Raw genomic sequence first — 24101 nt, 5'->3', positions numbered from 1 at the left:
TATCCTCCTATTTAAGCCTGCATGGCAGGCATAAGCCCTGTCGCCGGCGCCTCGACCAGCTCGCCGCGGCATTCGTTCGCGCCGCCTTCGACGATCATCACCCGGCACAATTGGCCGACGAGGGACGGATCGCCCTTGAACACGACGTTCAAATAGTTGTCCGCATGACCGCTCATCAGGCCGCTGCCCGCCGGACCTTTTTCCCCGCGCTCCGGTATGATCTCCAGCACTTCGCCGACCCAATCCGCCGCATAATCGGCCTGCATGCGCTCGGACAGCTCGATCAGCTGCTGGACGCGCGCGTGCTTCGCCTCTTCGGCGACCTGATCCTCCATGCGCGCGGCAGGCGTGCCCGTCCGCTTGGAATACGGGAACACGTGCATCTCCGCGAAGCCGATCTCCTCCATGAAGCGGTAGCCGCGCTCGTAATGCGCGTCCGTCTCCCCCGGGAACCCGACGATGACGTCGGTCGTGATCGCCACGCCCGGCATTGCCGCCTTGATCCGCCGGATCTTGTCCGCGAACTCGGCCGTCGTGTACTTGCGCCGCATGCGCTTCAGCACTTCGTCGTCGCCCGCCTGCAATGGGATGTGGAGATGCCGGCACATTTTTTTCGAGCCGTTCAGCACCTCGATCATCGCGTCGTCGATCTGGCTGGCCTCGATCGAGCTGATGCGGATCCGCTCCAGCCCTTCTACCTGATCCAGATCGCGAAGCAGGTCGGCGAGCCGGTAATTTTCGAGATCGTCGCCGTAGCCGCCCGTGTGAATGCCCGTCAGCACGATCTCCTTGTAGCCCGACGCGACCAGCTGCCGCGCCTGGGCGAGCACGCTCTCGGGACTGCGGCTGCGCGACAGGCCCCGCGACCAAGGGATGATGCAGAAGGTGCAAAAGTTGTTGCAGCCCTCCTGGATCTTGAGGAAGGCGCGGGTATGATCGGCGAAATCGGGCACGTCGAGCTCTTCGAACTCGCGCGTCTTCATAATGTTGCGAACCGCGTTCACCGGCCTGCGTTCGGCTTGAATGTCCGCAACGTACGTCATGAGCTTGTCCCGGTCCTGCGTGCCGACGACGAGATCGACGCCTTCGATCGCCAGAATCTCCGCGGGCGACGTCTGCGCGTAGCAGCCCGTCACCGCGATGACGGCGTCCGGGTTGCGGCGCACGGCGCGCCGGATGATCTGCCGGCTCTTCTTGTCGCCGGTGTTGGTCACCGTGCACGTATTGATGACGTACACGTCGGCCGCGCGCGACTCGAAGTCCACCTGCTCATAGCCTTCTTTTTTAAAAAGCTGCCACATCGCTTCCGTATCGTAGAAGTTGACCTTGCAGCCCAGCGTATAAAATGCCACCTTAGACATGGCGAGCTTCCCCCCATCTCTCCGGATTCGTATCCGATCGCGGCCAGCGCGACGAGCGCCGCCGTCTCCGTGCGCAGAATGCGCCTGCCGAGCCCGACGCAGACCGCTCCCGCGGCCTCCGCCTGCCTGGCCTCGTCCTCGTCGAAGCCGCCTTCCGGACCGACGACGACGAGCAGCTTCGGCCGGGGCGCGCCTTCGGCGTCCCTTTGCAGCCGGCTTGCGAACGCTTCGAGCTCGGGCCTCAGCCCGGCGCCCTTGCGCCCTTCTTCCTCATAACAAAGCAGCACGCGGTCGAAGCCGCCGAAGCGAGCCAGCAGCCCCTTCCAGGAAGCGACTTCCTCGACCTCGGGCACGATGCCGCGATGCGCCTGCTCGGCCGCCTCCTTGGCGATCTTTCGCCAGCGATCGAGCCGCTTCGCTTCCTTGCGCGCGTCGTACTGAACGACGGTGCGCTTCGAAACAAAAGGCAAAAACGCGGCCGCGCCCGCCTCGGTCCCCTTCTGGATGACCGTCTCGAGCTTGTCGCCCTTGGGCAGGCTCTGGGCGACCGTGACGCGCCAAGCCATCTCCGCCTCGGACGCGCGCGCGCGCAAGACGCGCGCTTCGACGCGTCCGCCCTCTATGTTCACGATCTCGGCCAAGCACTCCCGGCCGGACCCGTCGCAGGCGATGAATTCGTCGCCGGCCTTCGCCCGCATGACGGTTGACAGATGCCTGGCATCCTCCCCCCAGCAGCACGACGGCCTCGCCGTCGATCTGGCCGGGATCGATAAAGTAACGCTGCATTCGCTTGAAGCCTCCACGATCGATTCAAGTTCCACCGTCCATCATACCTCGAAACGCGCTTAGGCGCTAGCTTCGGGCGCGGCCGCGCGACGCCGGCGGCAGGTCGGCGGCCATAGGCGGACAAATAAACAAGAACCTCCGTCCCGCGCAAGCCGCGAAACCGGAAGTTCTTTTTCCAAGATGAGGCATTAGACCTGCAAGAAAGGAGATGAGATCTGAAGCAGATTGAGGATCGCATCCGTCATCCCGTCGATGATTGGGCGGCCCAGCGAGAAAAGCGGCGTCAGCGTCACCGCCTTGAGCGGCGGCAGGAACACGAACAACAGGAATAAGAACATGCCCCACTGCTCGAACTGCATCATCTTGAGCCGAAGCCGCAGCGGCGCGAACTCCTCGACGATCCGGTAGCCGTCGAGCGGCGGCAGCGGGATCAGGTTGAACAGGAACAGCATCACGTTAATCGGCACGAAATAGCTGAAAAACGTCCATACGGTTTCCCGCGTCGCGAACTGATCGAGCGCGCCGAGCTTGACGAGCAGGAGATAAATAAACAAACCGACGAAGGCCAGCAGCAGGTTGCTGATCGGACCCGCCGCCGTGACCGCGATGCTCATCAGGCGCGGCCGCTTGAACCGGCTGCGCCGGACCGGCACCGGCTTCGCCCAGCCGAAGCCGGCCACGAGCAGGAAAAGGATGCCGAACAGATCGAGGTGCGCCATCGGGTTCAGCGTGACGCGGCCCTGCTCGTAGGCGGTCGGATCGCCGAACTTGTAAGCCGTCCATGCGTGCGCGAACTCGTGCACGGTAAACGCGACGAGCATCGTCAGCAGGACGAACGGCAGTTCGTTCAACGGGAACCAAAAAAAGCTCATTCGTCCTCACCCTTCGGTTTGCCGCAGACGAAGGCGATCCAATCGTCCTGCCGCACGCGATCGACGATCTCGAAGCCGGCCGCGAGCAATCCCGCCTCGACGTCCTCTTCTTTGTTCTTGTAAATGCCACTTGCGATATAGATCCCGCCCGGCTTTAACACGTCGAAAACATCCGCGATGAAAAGCAAAATGATCTCCGCGAGGATATTGGCGACGACCAGGTCGACGGGCGGCACGACTCTCGAAGCGGATGCGGCGGGGTTGCCGTCCGCGGCTTCTCCGTCGCGCAGCACGCCGAGCAGATCGCTCAGCCGCACTTCGATGTCGTTCTGCAGGCCGTTCAGCTTCACGTTTTCCGTCGCGCTGGACACCGCCACCGGATCCAGGTCGAGCGCAAGCACGCGCGAGGCGCCGAGCTTCATCGCGCCGATCGCGAGAATGCCGGAGCCGGTGCCGACGTCGATGACGGTGTCGCCCGCCTTGATCGCTCCTTCGAGCGTACGCAGGCAGAGCGCCGTCGTCGGATGCGTCCCGGTGCCGAACGCCATGCCCGGATCGAGCTCGATGATGAGTTCGTCCTCGCGCGGCGTATAGTCCTCCCAGGTCGGCTTAATCGTCAGCCGCTCGGATACCGGCAGCGGCTTGAAGTACTTTTTCCAGGCATGCGCCCAGTCGTCCTCGTTCACCTCGCGGGTCTGCACAGTAAAGTCCCCGGCGTCGTAGCCGAACTCCGGCAAGCCGCGCAGCAGCTCGGTCAGCTCGGCGACAAGCGTATCTCCGTAGATGTCTTCCGGGAAATAACCGGCGATGACGGCCAGCCCCGCCGGAATATCGTTCAGCGGCTTGTCGTACCACTGCCCGAGCGACGTATCCCGCGGCTTGTCGGGCGACCATGATTCCTCTATGGATACGCCGCCTGCGCCCAATTCATGCATATAATGAGCGACCATTTCTTGTGCCTGCTCGTTTGCTACGATCGTAATTTCAAACCAACGCAATTCCGTTTCCCCCCTAGACGACTCGTCGTTAGCCCCCATTATACATCTAGCCCGGAACGGGAAGCAAAACGCGAGCCGAACGACTTGCTAGACGATTTTCACCAAACTGTAGTTTTTCTTGCCCTTGCGGATGATGACGAACTTGCCGCCGATCGCGTGGCTCGCCGACACTTCCAGCTCCAGATCGCTGACGCGTTCGCCGTTCAAGTAGATCGCGCCTTTGGTGATGTCCTCGCGCGCCTGGCGCTTGGAAGGCTCGATCTTCAGATCCACCAGCCAGTCGACGATGTTTTTCGCTTCAGGCGTCGCTTCGAACGTCGGCATCTCCTTGAAGCCCTGCTCGATCTCGTCGGCGGTCAGCGCCTTGATATCGCCGCTGAACAGCGCATCCGTGATGCGCTTGGCCTGTTCAAGCAGATCGTCGCCGTGCACGAACCGCGTCATTTCCTCGGCGAGCGTTTTTTGCGCCTCTCGTTTATGCGGCTCGGTCTGCACCTTCTCGGCCAGCTCATCGATCCTTTCCTTGGACAGGAATGTGAAGTACTTGAGGTACTTGACCACGTCGCGGTCGTCGGTGTTGGCCCAGAACTGGTAAAACTCGTACGGCGTCGTCTTGTTCGGGTCCAGCCATACCGCGCCGCCCGCCGTCTTGCCGAACTTCGTGCCGTCGGCCTTCAGCATAAGCGGGATCGTCAGGCCGAACGCCTTGGCCTCCGCGCCTTCCTTTTTGCGAATCAAATCGAGACCGCTCGTGATGTTGCCCCACTGATCGGAGCCCCCGATCTGAAGCTGGACGTCCTCTTCCTTGAACAAGTGGAGGAAGTCGAGCGATTGCAGGATCTGGTACGAGAATTCGGTAAAGGAAATGCCGCTGTCGAGCCGGCTCGCCACGACGTCCTTGGCCAGCATCGAATTGATGCTAAAGTTTTTGCCGTAGTCGCGCAAAAATTCGATGACGTTGATCTTGTGCGTCCAATCGTAGTTGTTGACGATGCGCATCGGCGCTTGGCTCGTGTCTTCCGTCAGGAACAGCTTGGTGAGCTGTGCCGCCAGCGCCTCCACGTTCGCCTGGATCTGCTCCAGCGTCTGCAGCGAGCGTTCGGTCGTGCGTCCGCTCGGATCGCCGATCGTGCCGGTCGCGCCGCCGATCAGGATGACCGGACGGTGGCCGGCCAGCTGGAACCGCTTCAGCACCATGAACGGGATCAAATGCCCGATATGCATGCTGTCGCCCGTCGGATCTACGCCGCAGTACAGCGAGACCGCTTTCTGGGACGTCAATTCGCGAAGGCCTTCCGCATCCGTCTGTTGATTGATCGCGTCGCGCCATTCGAGTTCGTCGATAATGTTCATGCTCATCGCTAGTACCGCTCCCCTTGTCTGAAAATAAAAAATCGTCCCTTGTCTAAATAGACATAAGGGACGATTGGACCACCGCGTTACCACCCAAATTGCACCGATGAACGCCGCGCGAAGGCGCGCCATGGATGCCGCTCTCGGCGAGATATCGATCGCCATGCCGCCCGGCATTACCCGGGTTACTCCAGAACGTAATTCGCTGGCCAGCGTGTGTACCGGGTCTCATCGACCCCCCGGCTTTCTGAGACAGAGACGAGGCAGCTACTGATTCCTTCAACGTAAACGCATATGAGTTACAGACAGTTTATTGATATTAAGGGGCGCTGTCAACCTCAATCGTTAAGCGAGGGTGCCGCCCGTGTCTTGTATGACTCTGCGCGCCTGCTCGACGGATTCGCCGGGAATGTCCGCGGTCAGATGGATCGCGGCCGCCTTCGATGCCGCCGGGCTGTACTCCGCCGCGCCCGACCCGAGCTCTTCGGCCGCCTCTAGCTCCGCGCCGCCGTACAGCATCGCGCTGGCAACGCCGCTCGCGATCGCGTCCTTGCGGCTTGCCTTGGACCCGAAGTCCGCGCCCGCCGCCGCGCTCTCCATGCGGAAGCGGTCTCCGCGAAGCGCCGTTAGCTTGCGAACGGCGGCTTCCGCTTCCTCCTGCGAGTCGAAGCTCGCTTCAAGCGTCGTCTTGTCCACGTCCGCTCACGTCCCTTCGTACTGCTGCGCCCGGCGGTCGGCTTCCTCCGAGCGCTGCAGCGCTTCCAGATCGTCCGCGTCCGCGCGATCCGCCGCGAACTCGACGTCCTCGGCTCTGGCGACGGGTAACTGCTCGTTGCGCTTGTTCCGTTTGCCCATCGATATTGATCCTCCCGTAATGGCTATTATAAAACATGCAGTCGCCGTATAGGATGCGCCATCGGCGGCGGCTTATGCGCGGGGAGGGCAGATTGCGCGGCCATGCGGGGATCCGCGAGCACGGACGGACGGAGAAAACGCTATTTCTAGTAAGCGGCTGTATGTGACGGGCTAACGGCCTCGTCGATATCGACCCGATGAAGCGAGTCTAGCGGATCCGTGTCCGTAAAGGAATGCCGAAGGATGCGTGGGATGCGTGGAATGCGTGGAATGCGTAGCTATAAGCGCGTAGGCGCAAAAGAAGCCGACTCCCCATTTCGCGCTCATTAGCGGGGGAATCGGCTTCTCTTCCAATCGGACTAATCGCCCAAAATCGCTTTTTTCATGCGCTCGAAAATCGACTGGTGCTGCTCGTGGGTGGACTCGCCCGTCGTGGATCCGAATTCGCGAAGCAGCTCGCGCTGCGCGTCGTTCAGATTCGTCGGCGTGACGACCGTCACTTTGACGTGCTGGTCGCCTTGTCCGTAGCCCCGCAGCTTCGGCACGCCTTTGCCTTTGAGGCGGAAATACGTGCCGGTCTGCGTGCCCGCGGGAATCTTGAGCTTGACCTTCTCGGTCAGCGTCGGAATCTCGATCTCGTCGCCGAGCGCCGCCTGCGCGAACGTCAGCGGAACCTCGCAGTAAATGTCGTCGCCGTCGCGCTCGAAAAAGTCGTGCGCCTTCACGCGCAGCACGACGTACAGGTCGCCCGCAGGTCCGCCTCGCGTCCCGCCTTCGCCCTCGCCGCTCACGCGAAGCTGCGAGCCGTCGTCCACGCCCGCCGGAATTTTAACGTGAATTTTGCGCTGTTTTTTCACCTGGCCGCTGCCGGAACAAACTTTGCAGCGGTCTTTGATAATCTTGCCGCGCCCGCCGCAGGTCGAACACGTTCTGCGGTTGACGATACGTCCGAACGGCGTATTCTGCGCGACTTCCTGCTGCCCGGTGCCGCGGCAGGTCGGACAGTTGTCGACCTTGGAGCCCGGCTCGGCGCCGCTGCCGTGACAGTGGTCGCAGCTCTCGGTGCGCGGGATCGTGATGTCGAGCTCCTTGCCGAAGACGGCTTCCTTGAACTCGATCGTCATCGTGTATTGAAGATCGTTGCCGCGCTGCGGCGCATTGGGGTCGCGCCGGCCGCCGCCGCCGCCGAAAAACATATCGAAAATGTCGCCGAAGCCGCCGCCGAAGTCGCCCTGTCCGCCGCCCATGCCCGCCATCGGGTCTTCATGGCCGAACTGGTCGTACCTGGCGCGCTTCTGATCGTCGCTCAACGTATCGTACGCTTCCTTGACTTCCTTGAACTTGGCCTCCGCGTCGGCCGCCTTGTTCACGTCGGGGTGATACTTGCGGGCGAGGCCGCGGTAAGCCTTTTTGATCTCGTCCGCGGATGCGCCCTTGCCGACGCCTAGCACCTCATAAAAATCTCTTTTGTCCGCCACTATTCAACCTCCATCTCCATGACAAAGTCAAAGCGGGTTCCGCCGCGCGCCGTAGAGGCAACGCCAAGCGGAACCGGCTTTGACTACTCGCTGCCGCCGGCAGCCGGCTATCTATGCTTTATTTCTTGTCTTCGTCCACGACTTCGTAGTCGGCGTCGACGACGTTGTCCTTCTTCGCGGAAGAGGAACCTGCGTCAGCGCCGCCGGCTTCGCCTTGCGCGGCTTGGGCTTCTTGCGCCGCTTGCTCGTAAACCTTGACGGACAGCTGCTGCACGATGCCGGACAGCTCGTCGGAAGCGGCTTTGATCTCGTCGAGATTGTCGCTCTCGAGCGCCTTCTTGACCTTTTCCTTCGCCGCTTCGACGTTCGCGGTCTCGGAGGCGTCGACCTTGTCGCCGAGATCCTTGACGGCCTTGTCGGCCGCATAGATCAGCTGGTCCGCGCCGTTCTTCGCTTCGATCAGCTCGCGGCGCTTGCTGTCTTCTTCGGCGTGCAGCTCGGCTTCCTTCTGCATGCGCTCGATCTCTTCCTTGGAGAGACCGCCCGAAGACGTGATCGTGATCTTCTGGCTCTTGCCCGTGCCCTTGTCGAGCGCGGAGACGTTCACGATGCCGTTGGCGTCGATATCGAACGTCACTTCGATCTGCGGCACGCCGCGCGGCGCCAGCGGGATGTCCGTCAGGTTGAAGCGGCCGAGCGTCTTGTTGTCCTTCGCCATGGCGCGCTCGCCTTGGAGCACGTGGATCTCGACCTGCGTCTGATTGTCAGCGAAGGTGGAGAACACTTGGGACTTGCTCGTCGGGATCGTCGTGTTGCGGTCGATCATCTTCGTCAGGACGCCGCCCGCGGTCTCGATGCCGAGCGACAGCGGGGTGACGTCGAGCAGCACGACGTCCTTGACGTCGCCCGTCAGGACGCCCGCTTGGACCGCGGCGCCGAGCGCGACGACTTCGTCCGGGTTAACGCCCTTGTGCGGCTCTTTGCCGGTCAGGCGCTTGATCGCTTCCTGAACCGCCGGGATCCGCGTAGAACCGCCGACCAGCACGATCTTGTCGATTTGCGAAGCGGACAGTCCCGCGTCGGACATCGCTTGACGGGTCGGGCCCATCGTACGCTCGACGAGCGAAGACGTGATCTCGTCGAACTTGGCGCGCGTCAGGTTCATCTCCAAGTGCTGCGGCACGCCGTCGACAACGGTGATGAACGGCAGGGAGATCGTCGTTTGCAGAACGCCGGACAGTTCCTTCTTCGCCTTTTCGGCTGCGTCCTTCAGACGCTGAACGGCCGATTTGTCCTTCAGCAGATCGATGCCCTGCTCCTTCTTGAACTCGGCGGACAGCCATTCCATGACCGCTTGGTCGAAGTCGTCGCCGCCCAGGTGATTGTCCCCGCTCGTCGCTTTGACTTCGAAGAAGCCGGAGCCGAGCTCGAGGATACTGACGTCGAACGTACCGCCGCCAAGGTCGAACACGAGGATCGTCTGGTCTTCGGCTTTTTCGAGACCGTATGCAAGCGCTGCAGCCGTCGGCTCGTTGACGATACGCAGCACTTCGAGGCCCGCGATGGCGCCGGCGTCCTTCGTGGCTTGACGCTGGCTGTCGTTAAAATAGGCCGGAACGGTGATGACGGCTTGCGATACCGTCTGGCCGAGATAAGCTTCGGCGTCGGCTTTCAGCTTTTGCAGAATGATCGCGGAGATTTCTTGCGGCGAATAGTCCTTGCCGTCGATCGTCTCCTTGTGGTTCGTGCCCATGTGGCGCTTGATCGAGATGACGGTGCGGTCAGGGTTGGTGATCGCCTGGCGCTTCGCCGTATCGCCTACGATGCGCTCTCCGTCCTTCTTGAAGCCGACGACGGACGGGGTGGTGCGGTTGCCTTCCGGATTCGGGATGACGACAGCTTCGCCGCCCTCCATGACCGCTACGCAAGAGTTGGTGGTACCCAGGTCAATGCCGATAACTTTGCTCATGATTCAAGTCCTCCAGTCTTAAAATACGTGAATTTGAAATTCGGTTAAGTAAAAGTTACCCGCTAACCTTGACCATGGCGGGACGGATGACCTTGTCGCTCAGCCAATAGCCCGGTTGGACGACCTCGACGACGATGCCTTCTTCGTATTCCTCGGACTCCACCTGCATGATCGCCTGGTGAAGTTCGGGATCGAACGGCTGGCCGACCGGCTCCATCGCCTTCAGCCCTTCGGCTTCAAGCACCTGCCAGAGCTGGCGGTTGATCATATCGATGCCCTTCACGAACGAATCGCTCTCCGAGCCCTCGGACGAGGTCTGCAGCGCGCGCCCGAAGTTGTCGAGCACGGGGAGCAGGTTCGTCACAAGCTTGAGCGAAGCGTACTTCTGCAGGTCGGCCGTCTCCTTCAGCGTGCGGCGCCGATAGTTGTCGAAGTCGGCCTGCACCCGAAGCTGGCGCTGGTACGCCTCCTCTGCCTGGCGCTTAAGCTCCTCGAACCGGGCTTCCTCCGGCGCTGCCGACGCTTGTTCGTCTTGGTCCGCCTGGGCCCAGGTCGTTTCTTCCGTCTCCGGAACGGCTTGCTCCGACGCGTCCAGGTGCGGCTCCTGCTTCAAATCCTGATCCATTGCTCCGGCTCCTTCCTCATCCAGATCATTTTGCGTGATTATGCGTTATTTGTACAATCGGTTGTATAGACGGGTCAAATCCCCGGACAAATAATCCAGCAGGCCGATGACCTTGCCGTACTCCATTCGCGTCGGCCCCAAGATGCCGATCGTGCCGAGCAAATGGCCGTCCGCGGTGATCGTCGCCGTCACGAGACTGCATTGGTTGATCGCCTCTACGCCGTTTTCCGTCCCTATGCGTACCTGTATCCCTTCGGACAACGACTGAAACAGCTGCATCAAGCGCGGCGTCTCCTCGAGCACGTCCAAAATTCCTTTGACCTTGTCGACGTCCTTGAACTCCGGCTGCGTCAAGATGTTGGTCGCGCCGCTCAGGTATACCTTGGGCTCGGTCTCTTCCTTCAGCGTATCCTCGAGCAGGGTCAATATATGCTCGCAATGGTCGATGTAACTGCTAAGCTCGTTGGCCACCTCGGTATACAGCACCGTCTTCACCTTGTAAAAAAGGAACGCCGGTCAGCTTGTCGTTGAGCAGGCCTGCGATTCGGCGCATATCGTCCATGCTCACGCCCTCGGGCAGCGTGATGGTCCGATGCTCCACATGCCCCGTATTGGCGACGACGATGGCGACCGCCGTCGTATCGGTCAGCGGCAGCAGCTGGAAGTGCTTGAGGCTCGTATGAAACGAGTCCGGTCCGAGCACGATCGACGTATAATTGGTCAGCTGCGACACGATCGTCGCGGCATGACTGACGGCGCCCTCCCAGTGATTCATCTTCTCCGCGACCAGGCCGCGAAGACGCTTGACGTCCTGCTCCTTAACGCCGCCGAGCCGGATCAGATGATCCACGTAATAACGATATCCCTTAATGGAAGGAATGCGGCCGGCCGACGTATGCGGCTGCTCGAGCAGCCCAAGCTCCTCCAGATCGGCCATATCGTTGCGGATGGTGGCGGGGCTGAACGAGACATCGCTGCGCTTGGAGATGCTGCGCGAGCCGACAGGCTCGGCCGAGCGAATATAGTCGTCTACAATGGCGCTTAAAATCATACGTTGACGCTCGCTGAGCATGAATCGTTCCCCCCTCCTCGCCGTCGTTAGCACTCAACGATCATGAGTGCTAATCACTAATACAAAAATACCAAACCGCGCCTGCCGTGTCAAGACGACCGAAGCGGTTTGGCATAGATTAGGGCGAACGCCCGATTGGGCTCAGCCTGCTATTCCAATATACGTACGACCGCGATCTCGTCGCAGTTGTTGCGCTTGCTGCAGTGCACGCAGTCCGTCCATACTTTTTCCGGAAAAATCTCTTTTTTCGACGACGGTGAAGCCGTTTTTCAAAAAAGAACTTCACTTCATACGTAAGCGCCATGACCTTCGGTATATTCATGCGGCGGGCTTCGCTGATCAGCGCGTCGACGATGCGCGAGCCGATGCCCATGCCCTTGTATCCTTCGCTCATCCCGAGCGAACGGATCTCGACCAAATCAGAGCCCAGACGGAACAACGAACCGCAGCCGATCAGCTTGCCGGCATCCTCGACCACGACAAAAGAATCGATATGGCGCAGCAGGGCTTCTCTCGATCGCGGAAGCATAATGCCCTTTTCCGCATATCCCTGAATCAATTCGAAAAGCGCCTCGACGTCTTCCGGCCTCGCCTTGCGGCTCACGATCGTTGTGTTCATGGTCTCCCTACTTTCCGTCCGCGCCGATGGCGCCCGCTAATAAGATGATGTGAATAAATATACATGAATACGAATGAATTCTCAACACCATTTTTTAAGGCGAATCCGCGTCTTGCGACCGAATTGCAAATCGGGATTGACAATATATTCATTACCCCATCATAATAGCGATCAAAGAGTGGTATTTTTAAATACGACTACGGGAAAGGCGTGCTTGCCATGATCGAAAGGTTAAAACGGCTCGGTCTATCCGAGCTGGAAGCGCGCTGCTACCTGGCGCTTCACGAAGAACCGTCCCTCTCCGGCTACGAGGTGGCCAAACGCGTCTCGGTATCGCGGACCAACGTCTACGCGGCGCTTCGGTCCCTCGTGGACAAAGGCGTATGCAGAGCCGCGGACGGAGATCCGGTGATGTACGGCGCCGTGCCGATCGGCCAGGTCATCCGCATGCTGCGCTCCGAATTCGACGAGATCGCGGACGTCCTCGTCAAGGCGCTGAAGCCGAAGCCTGCGGCTGCTTCCTTTTATAATTGGGCCGGCGAAACCAACATCCGCTCGTCTCTCCGGCGCATGATCGCAAGCGCGGAACGCTCGATCGTCGTCGACATCTGGAGCGAGGACTTCGCGGAGTTCGAGCCGCTTCTGCTGGAAGCCGAAGCGAGAGGCGTCGTCGTCGTGGCGATCACGCTGGGCCAAGTCAGGTCCAAGCTGCGGCACGTGCGGACGCACAAGCGGATGGAGATGTGGCTGCCCCAAGAGGCGCGCGATTATTATGTATTGTGCGACTGGCAAGAAGGATTTATCGGCAGCTTCGGCGCCGCGGGCAAGTCGGCCGCACTCGAGACGAACCACCCCGCCGTCGCGCATGTCCTCAAGCAGGCGTTCCAACACGACGTCATGATGATGGACATCGAGCGAGACTTCGGACCCGAGCTCGAACGCGCCTACGGCGGGGACTACGAGAATCTGCTCGAACGTTATCGCGACGAATACGGACTCGAATGAAGAATAAAGGGAGAGAGCCTCGCTCATGAAAACCGCAGTCGCACGCGCGCTGCCCGTCAGCGCTACCGTTTTTCCGATCCTCTACATGATCAGCACGGTTCATTTGCTCAACGATTCGATGCAATCGACCGTCACCGCGCTGTTCCCGGTACTGCGCGAATCGCAGCACCTGAGTTACGGCCAGATCGGCCTCATCGCTTTTATGATGAATATTACCGCATCTTTTTTTGCAGCCGATCGTCGGCTGGTTCGCGGATAAAAAAGCCGCGCCCCTTCATCTTGCCGCTCGGCGTCTGCTTCACGCTGCTCGGCGTCGTCATGCTCGCGCTCGCGCCGAACTTCGCGACCATCCTGCTATCCGTCACGGCCATCGGCATCGGCTCGGCCGCGTTTCATCCCGAATCTTCGCGCGTCGCTTACCTTGCCGCGGGCAACAACCGGGGATTGGCGCAGTCGATCTTCCAGGTGGGCGGCAATATCGGCAGCTCGCTCGGTCCCGTCATGACCGCCACCATCTTCATTCCCCCTTGGACAAAAGGGGGTCCTATTGTTCATCGTCGCCGCCGCGGCGGGCATCGTGCTGCAGACGCTGGTCGCGCGCTGGTACGCCGCGGTCGGCGCGGCGCCCAAGCCGAAAAAGGCGGCGCAGCCTCTTCAATCGACCGGCAAGCTCACGGTCGGTAAAGTTCGCATGTCGGTCGGCATTCTGATCTTGCTCGTTTTCTCCAAGCATGTATACTTATCCAGCTTTACGAGCTTCTACTCGCTATACTTAATTGACGACTTCGGCGTCGGCGCGCAGGCGGCGCAATGGTATTTGTTCGCGTTCCTCGTCGCCTCCGCGGCCGGCACGTTCATCGGCGGCCCGCTCGCCGACCGGTTCGGCCGGCGCAATATCATCTGGCTGTCGATTCTCGGCACTGCGCCTTTCTCGATCGCGCTTCCTTATGCCGACCCGTTCTGGTCCGCCGTATTGTGCGTTTGCGCCGGGTTCGTGCTCTCCTCCGCCTTCTCGATCATCGTCGTCTACGCGCAGGAGCTGCTGCCGGGCAAGATCGGCCTCGTATCCGGGCTCTTCTTCGGCCTCGCGTTCGGCCTCGGCGGACTCGGCTCCGCCCTGCTCGGCGAGATCGCCGACCACACCAGCATATCGACGGTCATGCATATTTGCGCCTATCTGCCGCTGCTCGGCATATTCACGCTGCTGCTGCCAAAGGATGCGGAGCTAAGAGGGCGGTGAGTGGATAACGAAAAGAGCCCTTGCGCGCGCAAGGGCTCTTCTTGTATAGGCTATCTCGGCGCCGTCAGCCGCTCCAGCTCCGCCAAGTATGCGAACGCATCTTCGTCCCGCGCGCCGCACATCTCGGCGGACGCTTGAAGCTGTCCGCATACGGCAGGCCGTTCGGGGAGACCGAAAATCGAGCAACGGTTGTCTTTGGTAAGCTGCACGCATCGCACGCCTGCCGGCTTGCCGTCCGGCATCCCGGGGATCGGCGAAGAGATCGAGACGACGATGCAGCACGCGCCGCAGCCTGGCCTGCACTCCAAATCGATCCCCTCCTCCGCAATGTCTCAACCCTCGCGGCACCTCTCGCATCGCAGTTGGACGGTTTTTCCGGCTAACTCGGCTTCCGAAACCCAGATCGCCTTGAATTGCACGGTTTTTCCGGCTAACTCAGCTTCCGAAACCCAGTTCGCCCTGAGCTGCACGGTTTTTCCGGCTAATTCGGCTTCCGAAGCCCAGTTCGCCCTGAGCTGCACGGTTTTTCCGGCTAATTCAGCTTCCGTTCAGCCATGGCTACAGTCCCTTACGCCAAGAACGCCCCGAACACCTCGTTGCCGAGCGGCACGCCCGCTTCGCTTAGCCGGTAGCCGTCATCCTCCGGCGTTCGTTCGAGCAGCTCCTGCGCCAGCAGCTTGTCCAGCACCGGGCCGAACACGTCGATCAAGCTCGCTCCGCCGAATTGAAGCGCGAAGTCGGCATCTCGCACGCCGGCCCGCAGGCGCAGCCCCACCATCATGAAGTCTTCCATCGCTTCCTTGACAGGCACGGCGTTGCGCTCAAGACGAGGCAGCCCCTTTAACGCTGCGTCGATATATGGCTGCACGCCTTTTATATTCAGATGCCGCTCGCCCAGCGCATATCCGTGTGCGCCTGCTCCGAGCCCATAATAAGGCTCGTTGTGCCAATAAGCGGAGTTGTGCCGGCTCTCGAAACCGGGACGGGCGAAGTTGCTGATCTCGTAATGTCCGTAACCGGCCTCTGTCAGCCGGCGCCGCAAATGCGCGAACATCTCGACTTCGACGTCCTCCTCCGGCAATGGCAGCTCTCCCCCGCTCATACAGACGATGGAACAGCGTGTTCTCTTCCACTTTTAAGCTGTACAGCGAGTAATGCGGCAAGTCGAGCTCCAGAGCCCGCTCCACGCTGTCCGCCAGCTGCTGCAGCGTCTGCCGCGGCAGTCCGAACATGAGGTCGATTGACAAGTTCGTGAAGCCGGCCGCCTTGGCGTTCGCGATGCTGTTAACCACATCGTCCGCCTCGTGAATTCGGCCGATCGCTGCGAGCAGTTTATTGTCGAACGTCTGCGCGCCGAAGCTGATCCGATTGACGCCGCCCGCGCGCATCGCCGCTAGCTTGTCCGGATCGGTCGTGCCGGGGTTCGCTTCCATCGTGAACTCGGCGCCGGGCACGATCGGAAAATGACGATTTACCGATTCGAGAAAACGCGTCATCTGAACGGGATTCAGCACGGTGGGCGTGCCGCCGCCGACGAATATTTTGCCGATCGTCTCGGGCGGAAGCACCTTGACCGTATTTTCCATTTCCCGCTCCAACGCGTCCAGATAGGCGTCGATCGGCTGGCCGGCGGCCACGTAGGAGTTAAAGTCGCAGTAATAGCATTTGTTCGTGCAAAACGGAATGTGTATATAGAGCGCCCGGGGCGTCCACGCGTGAAGCGGCGGCACCGTCGCGGTTGTGGTCATAGTCAAGCTCCTCTCGGATGCGGCGATACGTGCTCAAAGGAAGCAAAAGCTCCCCCGGGACCTTGTCCTACGGAGAGCTTGCCGCAATCGTTAGTCTGTAAGGTGTTGTTTGGCTCGGACGAGGGCGTCGATGATCTCCTGCAATTCCTCCGCCCGTTCGACGTACAGGGATACGTATCGTTCCCGGTAACCCGTGCTGGACATCTCGATATGAACATGCCCTTTGGCCGGGTCCGCGCTGATCAGCATTTGTTCGCCAGCATAGATCGGCACGATGGCCATAACGCCGCGCCTCCGTTTCAAACGCTAATCGTCCAGCTTCAATACCGCCATGAACGCTTCCTGCGGCACTTCGACGTTGCCGACCTGCTTCATGCGCTTTTTGCCTTCCTTTTGCTTCTCGAGCAGCTTGCGCTTCCGCGAGATGTCGCCGCCGTAGCATTTGGCCAAGACGTTTTTGCGCATCGCCTTGATCGTCTCGCGGGAGACGATCTTCTGGCCGACGGCCGCCTGGATCGGCACCTCGAACATCTGACGCGGGATCAGGTCCTTCAGCTTCTCGCAAATAACGCGTCCGCGCTGGTAGGCGCGGTCCCGGTGAACGATGAAGGACAAAGCGTCGACCTGCTCGCCGTTGAGCAGGATATCCATCTTGACCAGGCTAGACTGACGATAGCCCGTCAGCTCGTAGTCGAAGGACGCATAGCCCTTGGTGCTAGATTTCAATTGGTCGAAAAAGTCGTAGACGATCTCCGCGAGCGGAATATCGTACTTCAGCGTGACGCGGTTCGCGTCGAGGTACTGCATGTCGATGAACTCGCCGCGCTTGCCCTGGCAGAGCTCCATGATCGCCCCGACGTAATCCTTCGGCACGATGATCGACGCTTTGACGTAAGGCTCTTCGACGAAGTCCAGCTTGCCTGCTTCCGGATACTCCGAAGGGTTCGAGATGTCCATCTGCGTGCCATTCGTCAGCGTGACTTTGTAAACGACGCCCGGCGCGGTCGTAATAAGCGGTATGTTGAACTCCCGCTCGATCCGCTCCTGGATGATCTCCATGTGAAGCATGCCGAGGAAGCCGCAGCGGAAGCCGAAGCCGAGCGCCTGCGACGTCTCGGGCTCGAATCGCAGCGAGGCGTCGTTCAGCTCGAGCTTCTCGAGCGCGTCGCGCAGGTCGTTGTAGTCCGACGACTCGATCGGGTACAGGCCGCAGAACACCATCGGGTTGATGCCGCGGTAGCCCGGGAGCGCTTCGGCCGTCGGCCGCTTGGCGTTCGTGATCGTATCGCCCACGCGCGTGTCCTTCACGTTTTTGATCGACGCCGTCACGAAGCCGACGTCGCCCGGTCCGAGCTCGTCCACGATCGTCGAGCGCGGCATGAACGTGCCGACTTCGACGACGTCGAACGTCGCGCCCGTCGCCATGAACTTGATCGGCGTGCCTGCGCGCAGCTTGCCGTCAATGACGCGGATGTAGCAGATGACGCCCTTGTACGCATCGTAATAGGAGTCGAAAATGAGCGCCTTGAGCGGCGCTTCTGGATCGCCCTGCGGCGCCGGCACCTTGTGCACGACCTGCTCGAGAATCTCCTTGATCCCGATGCCGTTTTTCGCGGACGCGAGCACCGCTTCGCTGGCGTCGAGGCCGATGACGTCCTCGACCTCCTGCTTGACGCGTTCGGGCTCTGCGCTCGGAAGGTCGATCTTGTTGATGACCGGCAGGATCTCCAGGTTGTTGTCCAACGCCAGGTACACGTTCGCCAACGTCTGGGCTTCGATCCCTTGCGCGGCGTCGACGATCAGCAGCGCGCCTTCGCAGGCGGCGAGACTCCGCGACACTTCGTACGTGAAGTCGACGTGTCCGGGCGTATCGATCAGGTGCAGCGTGTAAATCTCGCCGTCATCGGCCTTGTACTTGAGACGGACGGCCTGCAGCTTGATCGTGATGCCGCGCTCGCGCTCGAGGTCCATCGAGTCGAGCACCTGGTCCTGCATTTCGCGCGCGGTCAGCGTGCCCGTATATTCCAAAATGCGGTCGGCCAGCGTAGACTTGCCGTGGTCGATATGCGCAATGATGCAAAAATTGCGAATATGGCTTTGCTTGTGTTGGATGTCTGCCATCTTCTTTGTCCTTACCTCCACCGTTCATGCCGTTGTCCGGCTATCCCATCTATTATATCAGCAGCGCCTTGGAGCGGCAATCGCGGCGTATGGCGATGATTGAACGCGCAAAAACGGCGCATGCCCTTAGCGAACTAAGGCCGACACGCGCCGCGAGCATGAAGCTTCTTCTACTAATGCGGATCTAATCTCCGGATCCGATCAGAACGTTGGTAAGGGTACCTAGCTTCTCGATCCGGATCTCCACCTTGTCGCCGGTCTTCAAATAAACTTGGCGCTCCTCCGGATACCCCATGACTACGCCTTCTGGCGTTCCCGTCAAAATGACGTCGCCAGGCTGCAGGGTCATGTGCTTGCTGATGTAGCTGACGACTGTTTTACAATCGAAGATCATGTCGCTCGTGTTGGAGTTCTGCCGCCGCTCTCCGTTCACGAAGCTCTGGATCTCCAGCCGGTTCGGATCGCCGACTTCGTCCGCGGTGACAAGCCAAGGTCCCAGCGGGCAAAAGCCGTCGAGGCTTTTGCCGAGCAGCCATTGGGAGGTGCGAAGCTGCAAATCCCGTGCCGACAGGTCATTTGCTGCGCAGTAACCGTACACGTAGTCCAGCGCATCGTCCTCGCTCACGTTAAATGCGGTTTTCCCGATGACGATGCCCAGCTCCGCTTCGTAGTCCATCTTGGAAGTGACGTCCGGGACGCGGATCGGCGCTTCGTGGGCGGCCAGAGCGTTGGAAAATTTGTTGAAGAGGATCGGGAAGGCCGGTATCTGTGCCCCGGTTTCCTCCGCGTGCTTTCTGTAGTTCAAGCCGACGCAGATGATTTTCCCCGGCTTTGTAACGCAAGGCGCCCATCTCGTCGCTTCCAGTTTCAGCGTGGCTGCCTGAACCAGCGTCTCATCGCCGAGCGCTTCTTCGATTCGATCCGCGAGCGTCGCAAGTCCTTCGCCGCCCAAACCGATTAACTCGTCGGTCGACCGGGCGGACCAAGCCGTCTCCAATCCCGCCGTCATCCGCTCGACGTCCAGCAAGCGATCTTTTTCGACGATGCCCAGCTTAAGCGCTCCGTCCTCGTCCCAATAGTTAACCAGCTTCAAAGTCTATTCCTTCTTTCTTTAAATTAAGGCTGCAGCAAAATCTTCGCTATCGAGCCGGGACCGCCGATCAGGGTCTCGAAGCATTCGCCGCCTTGCTCGAGCGGCCGGTTTATCGTCCAAGGCAGCAGATCGACCTTGCCCTCGGCGATCCAACGCAGCGCCTGCTCGAAGTCCTGCGGATCGTAGGCAAAAGCGCCCAGCAGCTTCAGCTCCTCGCGGATGATCGTATTGACGGGCAGCGTGCTGTCGGCCTCGTGCAACCCGGTAAGGCCGATCCGCGCGCCTCTGCGCACCGAAGCGATGCAGCGCAGCCGCGTCGCCTGAAGGCCGACTGCGTCAACCGCCGCCTCGAAGCCCTCGGCCGGCTTCAGCCGCTCGATCTCGGCATCGCCAATGGCGGGAACGGCGCCGAGCTCGGCTGCGATCCGCAGCCGGTCGGCGTTCAGATCGGCGACGACGATCTCGCGCACGCCGAGCAGCCGCGCCGCCGCGACCGCGAACAAGCCGATCGGTCCGGCGCCCATCACGAGCAGCCGGTCATCCGGCCGCAGCGCGATCAGCCGGCACAGATGGACGGCGCACGCCAGCGGTTCGGCCATTGCCGCGAGGTCAAAGGACAACTCGTCCGGCATGGCGTACACGTTGGACTCGGCCACGACGGCGTATTCCGCGAACGCGCCGGGCAGATGCGCGCCGAGCAGCTTCCGATCCGGGCAAAGCTGTGCTTCGCCGCTCAGGCAATCGCTGCACCGGCCGCAAGTCTGCAGCGGATTGACCGCCACCCTGTCGCCGGTCTTGAAGCGCGACGCGCCCTCCCCCCGTCCCCGCGACCGTGCCCGCGAATTCGTGCCCCATCACGAGCGGAGGCTTGCGGAGCGAGTTATGCCCCAGGTAGCCGCTCAGCTCGGAGCCGCAAATGCCGACTCGCTCGATCTTGACCAGCACTTCTCCCGCCGCCGGCTCCGGCACCGGGAGCGTCCTCATGTTCATCAGCCGCGGTCCTTCGTAGACCAGCGCCCGCATCGTCTGCGTCATGGACATTCTCCTATTCTCCTTCTATCGGACTCTGTAACGGTTCAGCACCTTCTCGTCGATCTCGATGCCGAGTCCCGGCCGATCCGTCGGCACGGTGACGTAGCCGTCCTTGAACTCGATCTCGCGGCTTACGAGATCGCGCGCCAGCGGGGAGTTGGATACGGTGTATTCGATCATGAAGCCGTTCGGAATGGCTGCCGCGAAGTGCGTGCTGGCCGCGACGAGGATGCCCGTCTTGAAGGCATGGGGCACGACCTTCTTGTGCCGGTCGTAAGCCAGGTAAGCGATGCGCTTGCCTTCGGTCAGGCCGCCGACGCGGGCGAGATCCGGCTGAATGATATCGAGATGACCCTCGTCCAGCAGCCGCTGGAAAGCCATCCGTCCGCTCTCTTGCTCCCCGCCCGCGATCGAGATGCGGCTGCGGTCCGCCAGCGCGCGGTAGCCGGCGATATCGTTCGAGTGCACGGGCTCCTCCAGCCAGTAGACGCCGTATCGCTCGTACACCTCCGCCATGCGCAGCGCGCCCTTCAGATCCCAAGCGAGCCCCGCGTCGATCATGACGTCGACGTCGTCCCCGACGGCTTCGCGGATCGCCTTGATCTGCGCTTCGTCGAACTTGGCGTCCCGGCCGATCGGTCCCCAGCCAAACTTCATCGCCTTATAACCAAGCTTGGCATACTGTTCGGCCATGGCCGCGGCTTCGGCGATCGTCTCGGGCATCAGGGCGCTCGCATACGCTTTGAGCTTGCGGTTGAACACGCCGCCCATCATCTCGCAGACCGGGCGGTTCATCGTCTTGCCCAAAATGTCCCACAGCGCGATATCCACGCCGCTGATCGCGTGCAGCGCGGGACCGGTGCGGCCGAAGTAGATCGTGCCGCGGTACATCTTGTCCCACAGCCGCTCGATCTCAATCGGATTCTCGCCGATCAGCAGGGTGCGCAGGCCCGTCGCGATCGAATGCGAGGCAGGCGCCTCCACGACGGCCTTGGCGACCAGCGGCGACGAGTCGACCTCGCCGACGCCGACGATGCCCTCGTCCGTATGGATGCGGATGACGAGCGTATCCTGCGTACCGTCGCACTGCTCGGCGTCCAGATCGGGTATGCTCAAGTAAATCGCTTCGACTTCGGTAATTTTCATATGACCAGCTCCTCGTCTATCGTTAGCTTCCCAGCAGATCCTCGCGCAACGGCGTGAACGCTTCCAGCACCAGCGAATCTTCCAGCGCTTCGACCGAATGAGAGACGCCGCCCGGAACGACGACCTGCTCCCCCCGCCGCGACGACGATCTCGACGCCGTCCAGCAGCATCCGGATTTTCCCGGACACGACATAACCCAGTTGCTCGTGAGGATGCGCGTGCGCCGGGCCGATCCCGCCCTTTTTAAAATCGATCGCCATGCTCATCAGCCGCTCTCCAGGAGGAAATATTTTGCGGCGAATGAGCGGATTAATCTGCTGCCACTCGTCAATCGGCATCGTGACCCTACCTTTCTAAAACGTAATCGATAATCCTCCGTCCACGGGCACGATCGCGCCCTGCACGTACGAGGCCGCCTCCGAGGCAAGGAAGGCGATGACCGCCGCCACTTCCTCGGATTGGCCGGGACGTGCCAGCGGAATCTTGCGCTCCCCTACGTAATATCGCTTGAACCACTCGGTCTCCAATTCGTTCTCCCCGCCAACGACGGACAAGCCCGTATCGATAAAGCCCGGCGCCACGCCGTTCACCCGGATGCCATGCGGCGACAGCTCCGCTGCCGTGCATCGCGTCAGCTGATCGAGCGCGCCCTTGGCCGAATTATAATGGCTGGACCGGTTCAAGGCGCGGATCCCGTTGATCGAAGAGACGTTGACGATGACGCCGCCGCCTTGCTCCTTCATCGCGACCGCGGCTTCGCGCGTGCACCAGTAGGCGCCGTTCACGATCGTGTCGAATACCGCGCGCCACCTGTCCGTCGTCTCTTGCAGGAAATCGCTCTCATAGAACATCGCCGCGTTGTTGATCAATACGTCGATGCGTCCCCTATGCGCCATCGTACGTCCGATCAAGTGCCGTACGGCGTCCTCGTCGCTGATGTCGGTCCGGACGAACAGCGGCTTCCCGCCGATTGCCGCGAGCTCCGCCAGGGCTGCCGTCCCGCGCCTCTCGTCACGGCCTGCGATGACGACGTTGGCCCCTTCGGATGCCAACAGCTTGGCCGTCGCGAGTCCGATGCCGGTGGCGCCTCCGGTGACGATCGCCGTCTTTCCTTCGAATCGACTCATTTTCGCCTCTCCTTTCGCCGTCCCCGCTCTCGCGCCAAGATCACGGCAGCAGCGTGCCGACGATGTTGCGCGGATACGCCTTGGCCCGGATAAATCCTTCCGCGTAGCGGACCCCGCACTGAATGCCGCGGAAGCGCGAGGTCACCTCGACCATCTCCATCGCGTTGGAGCCGTACTGGTCCTGCAGCCAATCGCCGACCTGGCTCTCGTGCGCGGCCAGCATCCGTTTTTTCGTATCGATATGGTCCGTAATATCCACGTATTCGTCGGGCTGGAAGCCGATGCCGGCCATGCTGTCTACAAAATAGACGATCGGGATTTTCTTCAGCACGGGACTTGCGGTCACGATATTCGGCACGGTCGTCATGATGGCGACGTCGTTGGCAATCTGGCCGGTCAGCGTATGGTCCGGATTGTACAGGTCGTCCGGCCAGTGCGTCAGCACGACCTCGGCTCCGCTCGCACGCATCGCTTCGATAAAGTCGAGACGCGTCTTTTCGGTATCGAACAGGAACTCGTCCGGGTATCCCATCCAGATCAGGTCCGCGCCGATCAGATCCGCGGCGGCCTTCGCCTCCTGCCGGCGAATTTCGGAGATCTCCGGCTTGGACAGCGTCGGCGAACCGACTTCGCCGTTGGTCGAGATCGCGATCGTGATCTTGTCCCCGCGCGCCGCGTACTTCGCCAGCGTACCGCCGCATAAAATCTCGGCGTCGTCCGGATGCGCGCAAATGGCCAATACGTTCATTTCCATACCTCCTCGTTAGGCTTCTCAGCCCATCATAAATGCGGTTTTGGTAGATTGTCAACAATCGATTATCTTCAAACGACCGTTGAATTGTAACCGATAGTGATCTATACTGGGGGCATTCGCTTGCCGAACGCGTTCGAACTTAATCAAGCTGGGAGTTTTAGATATGAAGCCTTATCAATTTAAAAGCCAGGAAAACCTGTCGCTGCGCCAGCGCGTATTCGCGGACATCCGAGACGCAATCGTGCGCGGCCATCTGAAGCCGGGCGACAAGCTGCGGGAGCTCGACATCTCCAAGCAGATGAACGTCAGCCGCGGTCCGCTTCGCGAGGCGCTGCGGGATCTCGAGGCGCTCGGCCTTGTCGTGAGCTCCCCCCTATCGGGAGACGGCGGTCGCCGACGTACGCAAGGAAGAGGTCGTCGGGCTGCTGATCCCGGTACGGCTGCAGCTGGAGTTGTTCGTGCTGGAGCAAAGCCGGGGCAAACGGGACGAACCGTTTTTTGATGCGCTTGAGGAGATCGTGGAGGAAATGAAGCGCGCCGCTTCCGAGAACGACTTGTTCGCGTTAGTGGAGGCCGATATTCGCTTTCACGAGCAGGTACTGTCGCTTGACGAGTCGTCCCACACGCAGCAGATCTGGCTCGGCATCGTGAACCGGCTGCGCCTGCACTTCATTAAAAATACCGGCGCGTTCGGCGACCTCGGACGCGTGCCGGCGGAGCATGCCGCGCTGCTGTCGGCGCTGCGGAACGAGAGCGACGAACGGATCGTGGAACTGTGGACCCGGCATATCCGGGACGAAGACTGCCTGCTCTGCTTCGACGAGACGATGGATTGAGGAGAGATACG

At 60.9% G+C, this 24101-nt stretch carries 22 protein-coding genes and 6 pseudogenes; 4 read left to right on the top strand and 24 right to left on the bottom strand.

Features of this window, described 5'->3' with window-relative positions:
• Positions 1–11: 11 nt before the first annotated feature.
• From mtaB to OMP38_RS21855, 12 genes and pseudogenes are all read right to left on the bottom strand, one after another.
• Positions 12–1301 carry a tRNA (N(6)-L-threonylcarbamoyladenosine(37)-C(2))-methylthiotransferase MtaB gene (gene mtaB / locus OMP38_RS21910; RefSeq protein WP_338130645.1) on the bottom strand — a complete coding sequence of 430 codons (1290 nt, stop codon included), beginning with the start codon at positions 1299–1301 and terminating at the stop codon, positions 12–14.
• On the bottom strand, positions 1211–2182 hold the full coding sequence (locus OMP38_RS21905; protein ID WP_338130607.1) for an RsmE family RNA methyltransferase: 972 nt from the start codon (positions 2180–2182) through the stop codon (positions 1211–1213). The genes mtaB and OMP38_RS21905 overlap by 91 nt, the downstream gene beginning before the upstream one ends.
• 153 nt (positions 2183–2335) lie before the next feature.
• On the bottom strand, positions 2336–3019 hold the full coding sequence (locus OMP38_RS21900; RefSeq protein ID WP_277567022.1) for a site-2 protease family protein: 684 nt from the start codon (positions 3017–3019) through the stop codon (positions 2336–2338).
• The gene (prmA, locus tag OMP38_RS21895; RefSeq protein ID WP_277567021.1) at positions 3016–4017 is read right to left on the bottom strand and encodes a 50S ribosomal protein L11 methyltransferase; all 1002 of its coding nucleotides are present in this window, start codon (positions 4015–4017) and stop codon (positions 3016–3018) included. Before prmA ends, OMP38_RS21900 begins: the two co-directional genes overlap by 4 nt.
• An 87-nt stretch (positions 4018–4104) precedes the next feature.
• Positions 4105–5370, bottom strand: coding sequence for a tyrosine--tRNA ligase (tyrS, locus tag OMP38_RS21890; RefSeq protein WP_277567616.1), 1266 nt, complete (start codon positions 5368–5370; stop codon positions 4105–4107).
• A gap of 345 nt (positions 5371–5715) precedes the next feature.
• Complete coding sequence (locus OMP38_RS21885) at positions 5716–6066, bottom strand: hypothetical protein (protein WP_277567020.1); 351 nt, start codon at positions 6064–6066, stop codon at positions 5716–5718.
• Between the two features lie 6 nt (positions 6067–6072).
• The gene (locus OMP38_RS21880; protein WP_277567019.1) at positions 6073–6225 is read right to left on the bottom strand and encodes a YfhD family protein; all 153 of its coding nucleotides are present in this window, start codon (positions 6223–6225) and stop codon (positions 6073–6075) included.
• A 359-nt stretch (positions 6226–6584) separates the two neighbouring features.
• Positions 6585–7703, bottom strand: a complete 1119-nt coding sequence (dnaJ, locus tag OMP38_RS21875; protein ID WP_277567018.1) for a molecular chaperone DnaJ — start codon at positions 7701–7703, stop codon at positions 6585–6587.
• A 118-nt stretch (positions 7704–7821) separates the two neighbouring features.
• Positions 7822–9672, bottom strand: coding sequence for a molecular chaperone DnaK (gene dnaK / locus OMP38_RS21870; protein WP_277567017.1), 1851 nt, complete (start codon positions 9670–9672; stop codon positions 7822–7824).
• A gap of 55 nt (positions 9673–9727) precedes the next feature.
• Positions 9728–10285 (bottom strand): nucleotide exchange factor GrpE, encoded by a 558-nt coding sequence (grpE, locus tag OMP38_RS21865; protein ID WP_420869738.1) that lies wholly within the window; start codon positions 10283–10285, stop codon positions 9728–9730.
• A gap of 57 nt (positions 10286–10342) precedes the next feature.
• A pseudogene (gene hrcA, locus OMP38_RS21860) lies at positions 10343–11369 on the bottom strand (heat-inducible transcriptional repressor HrcA).
• A 149-nt stretch (positions 11370–11518) separates the two neighbouring features.
• Positions 11519–11988 (bottom strand): annotated as a pseudogene (locus tag OMP38_RS21855) (N-acetyltransferase).
• Positions 11989–12207: 219 nt separating this feature from the next.
• Between OMP38_RS21855 and OMP38_RS21850 the strand changes: the two are divergent.
• Positions 12208–12993 (top strand): TrmB family transcriptional regulator, encoded by a 786-nt coding sequence (locus OMP38_RS21850; protein WP_277567015.1) that lies wholly within the window; start codon positions 12208–12210, stop codon positions 12991–12993.
• Between the two features lie 25 nt (positions 12994–13018).
• Positions 13019–14233: pseudogene (locus OMP38_RS36135) on the top strand (MFS transporter).
• Positions 14234–14283: 50 nt separating this feature from the next.
• Here OMP38_RS36135 and OMP38_RS21840 read toward each other — a convergent pair.
• The 12 genes and pseudogenes from OMP38_RS21840 to OMP38_RS21785 all read right to left on the bottom strand — a co-directional run bounded on the left by OMP38_RS21840 (position 14284) and on the right by OMP38_RS21785 (position 23248).
• On the bottom strand, positions 14284–14541 hold the full coding sequence (locus tag OMP38_RS21840; RefSeq protein WP_277567014.1) for a YkgJ family cysteine cluster protein: 258 nt from the start codon (positions 14539–14541) through the stop codon (positions 14284–14286).
• 260 nt (positions 14542–14801) lie between these two features.
• Positions 14802–15981: pseudogene (gene hemW, locus OMP38_RS21835) on the bottom strand (radical SAM family heme chaperone HemW).
• 90 nt (positions 15982–16071) lie between these two features.
• Positions 16072–16263 carry a hypothetical protein gene (locus OMP38_RS21830; RefSeq protein ID WP_277567013.1) on the bottom strand — a complete coding sequence of 64 codons (192 nt, stop codon included), beginning with the start codon at positions 16261–16263 and terminating at the stop codon, positions 16072–16074.
• A gap of 24 nt (positions 16264–16287) precedes the next feature.
• Complete coding sequence (lepA, locus tag OMP38_RS21825) at positions 16288–18102, bottom strand: translation elongation factor 4 (RefSeq protein WP_277567012.1); 1815 nt, start codon at positions 18100–18102, stop codon at positions 16288–16290.
• A gap of 184 nt (positions 18103–18286) precedes the next feature.
• Entirely contained in the window at positions 18287–19195 is a 909-nt protein-coding gene (locus OMP38_RS21820) for a fumarylacetoacetate hydrolase family protein (RefSeq protein ID WP_277567011.1), read from the bottom strand.
• 23 nt (positions 19196–19218) lie between these two features.
• Positions 19219–19851 (bottom strand): zinc-dependent alcohol dehydrogenase, encoded by a 633-nt coding sequence (locus OMP38_RS21815; protein WP_277567615.1) that lies wholly within the window; start codon positions 19849–19851, stop codon positions 19219–19221.
• Between the two features lie 27 nt (positions 19852–19878).
• A pseudogene (locus tag OMP38_RS21810) lies at positions 19879–19977 on the bottom strand (hypothetical protein); the annotation flags it as partial.
• Positions 19978–20074: 97 nt separating this feature from the next.
• A pseudogene (locus OMP38_RS21805) lies at positions 20075–20179 on the bottom strand (alcohol dehydrogenase); the annotation flags it as partial.
• Positions 20180–20251: 72 nt separating this feature from the next.
• Positions 20252–21373 (bottom strand): mandelate racemase/muconate lactonizing enzyme family protein, encoded by a 1122-nt coding sequence (locus OMP38_RS21800; protein ID WP_277567010.1) that lies wholly within the window; start codon positions 21371–21373, stop codon positions 20252–20254.
• Positions 21370–21711: a cupin domain-containing protein gene (locus OMP38_RS21795; protein WP_277567009.1), complete on the bottom strand. Its 342-nt coding sequence runs from the start codon at positions 21709–21711 to the stop codon at positions 21370–21372. The genes OMP38_RS21800 and OMP38_RS21795 overlap by 4 nt, the downstream gene beginning before the upstream one ends.
• Positions 21712–21726: 15 nt before the next feature.
• Positions 21727–22500, bottom strand: coding sequence for an SDR family NAD(P)-dependent oxidoreductase (locus tag OMP38_RS21790; RefSeq protein ID WP_277567008.1), 774 nt, complete (start codon positions 22498–22500; stop codon positions 21727–21729).
• A gap of 40 nt (positions 22501–22540) precedes the next feature.
• Positions 22541–23248, bottom strand: a complete 708-nt coding sequence (locus OMP38_RS21785) for a PIG-L deacetylase family protein (RefSeq protein WP_277567007.1) — start codon at positions 23246–23248, stop codon at positions 22541–22543.
• A 169-nt stretch (positions 23249–23417) separates the two neighbouring features.
• Here OMP38_RS21785 and OMP38_RS21780 point away from each other — a divergent pair, with 169 nt between their 5' ends.
• On the top strand, positions 23418–23756 hold the full coding sequence (locus tag OMP38_RS21780; protein WP_277567006.1) for a GntR family transcriptional regulator: 339 nt from the start codon (positions 23418–23420) through the stop codon (positions 23754–23756).
• Positions 23713–24090, top strand: coding sequence for an FCD domain-containing protein (locus OMP38_RS21775; protein ID WP_277567005.1), 378 nt, complete (start codon positions 23713–23715; stop codon positions 24088–24090). Before OMP38_RS21780 ends, OMP38_RS21775 begins: the two co-directional genes overlap by 44 nt.
• Positions 24091–24101 lie beyond the last annotated feature (11 nt).

This window comes from Cohnella ginsengisoli (assembly GCF_029525555.1).
Lineage (GTDB): Bacteria > Bacillota > Bacilli > Paenibacillales > Paenibacillaceae > Cohnella > Cohnella ginsengisoli.
The sequence above is the reverse complement of the archived record's forward strand: the minus strand, read 5'-3'. Positions and strand labels throughout refer to the sequence as shown.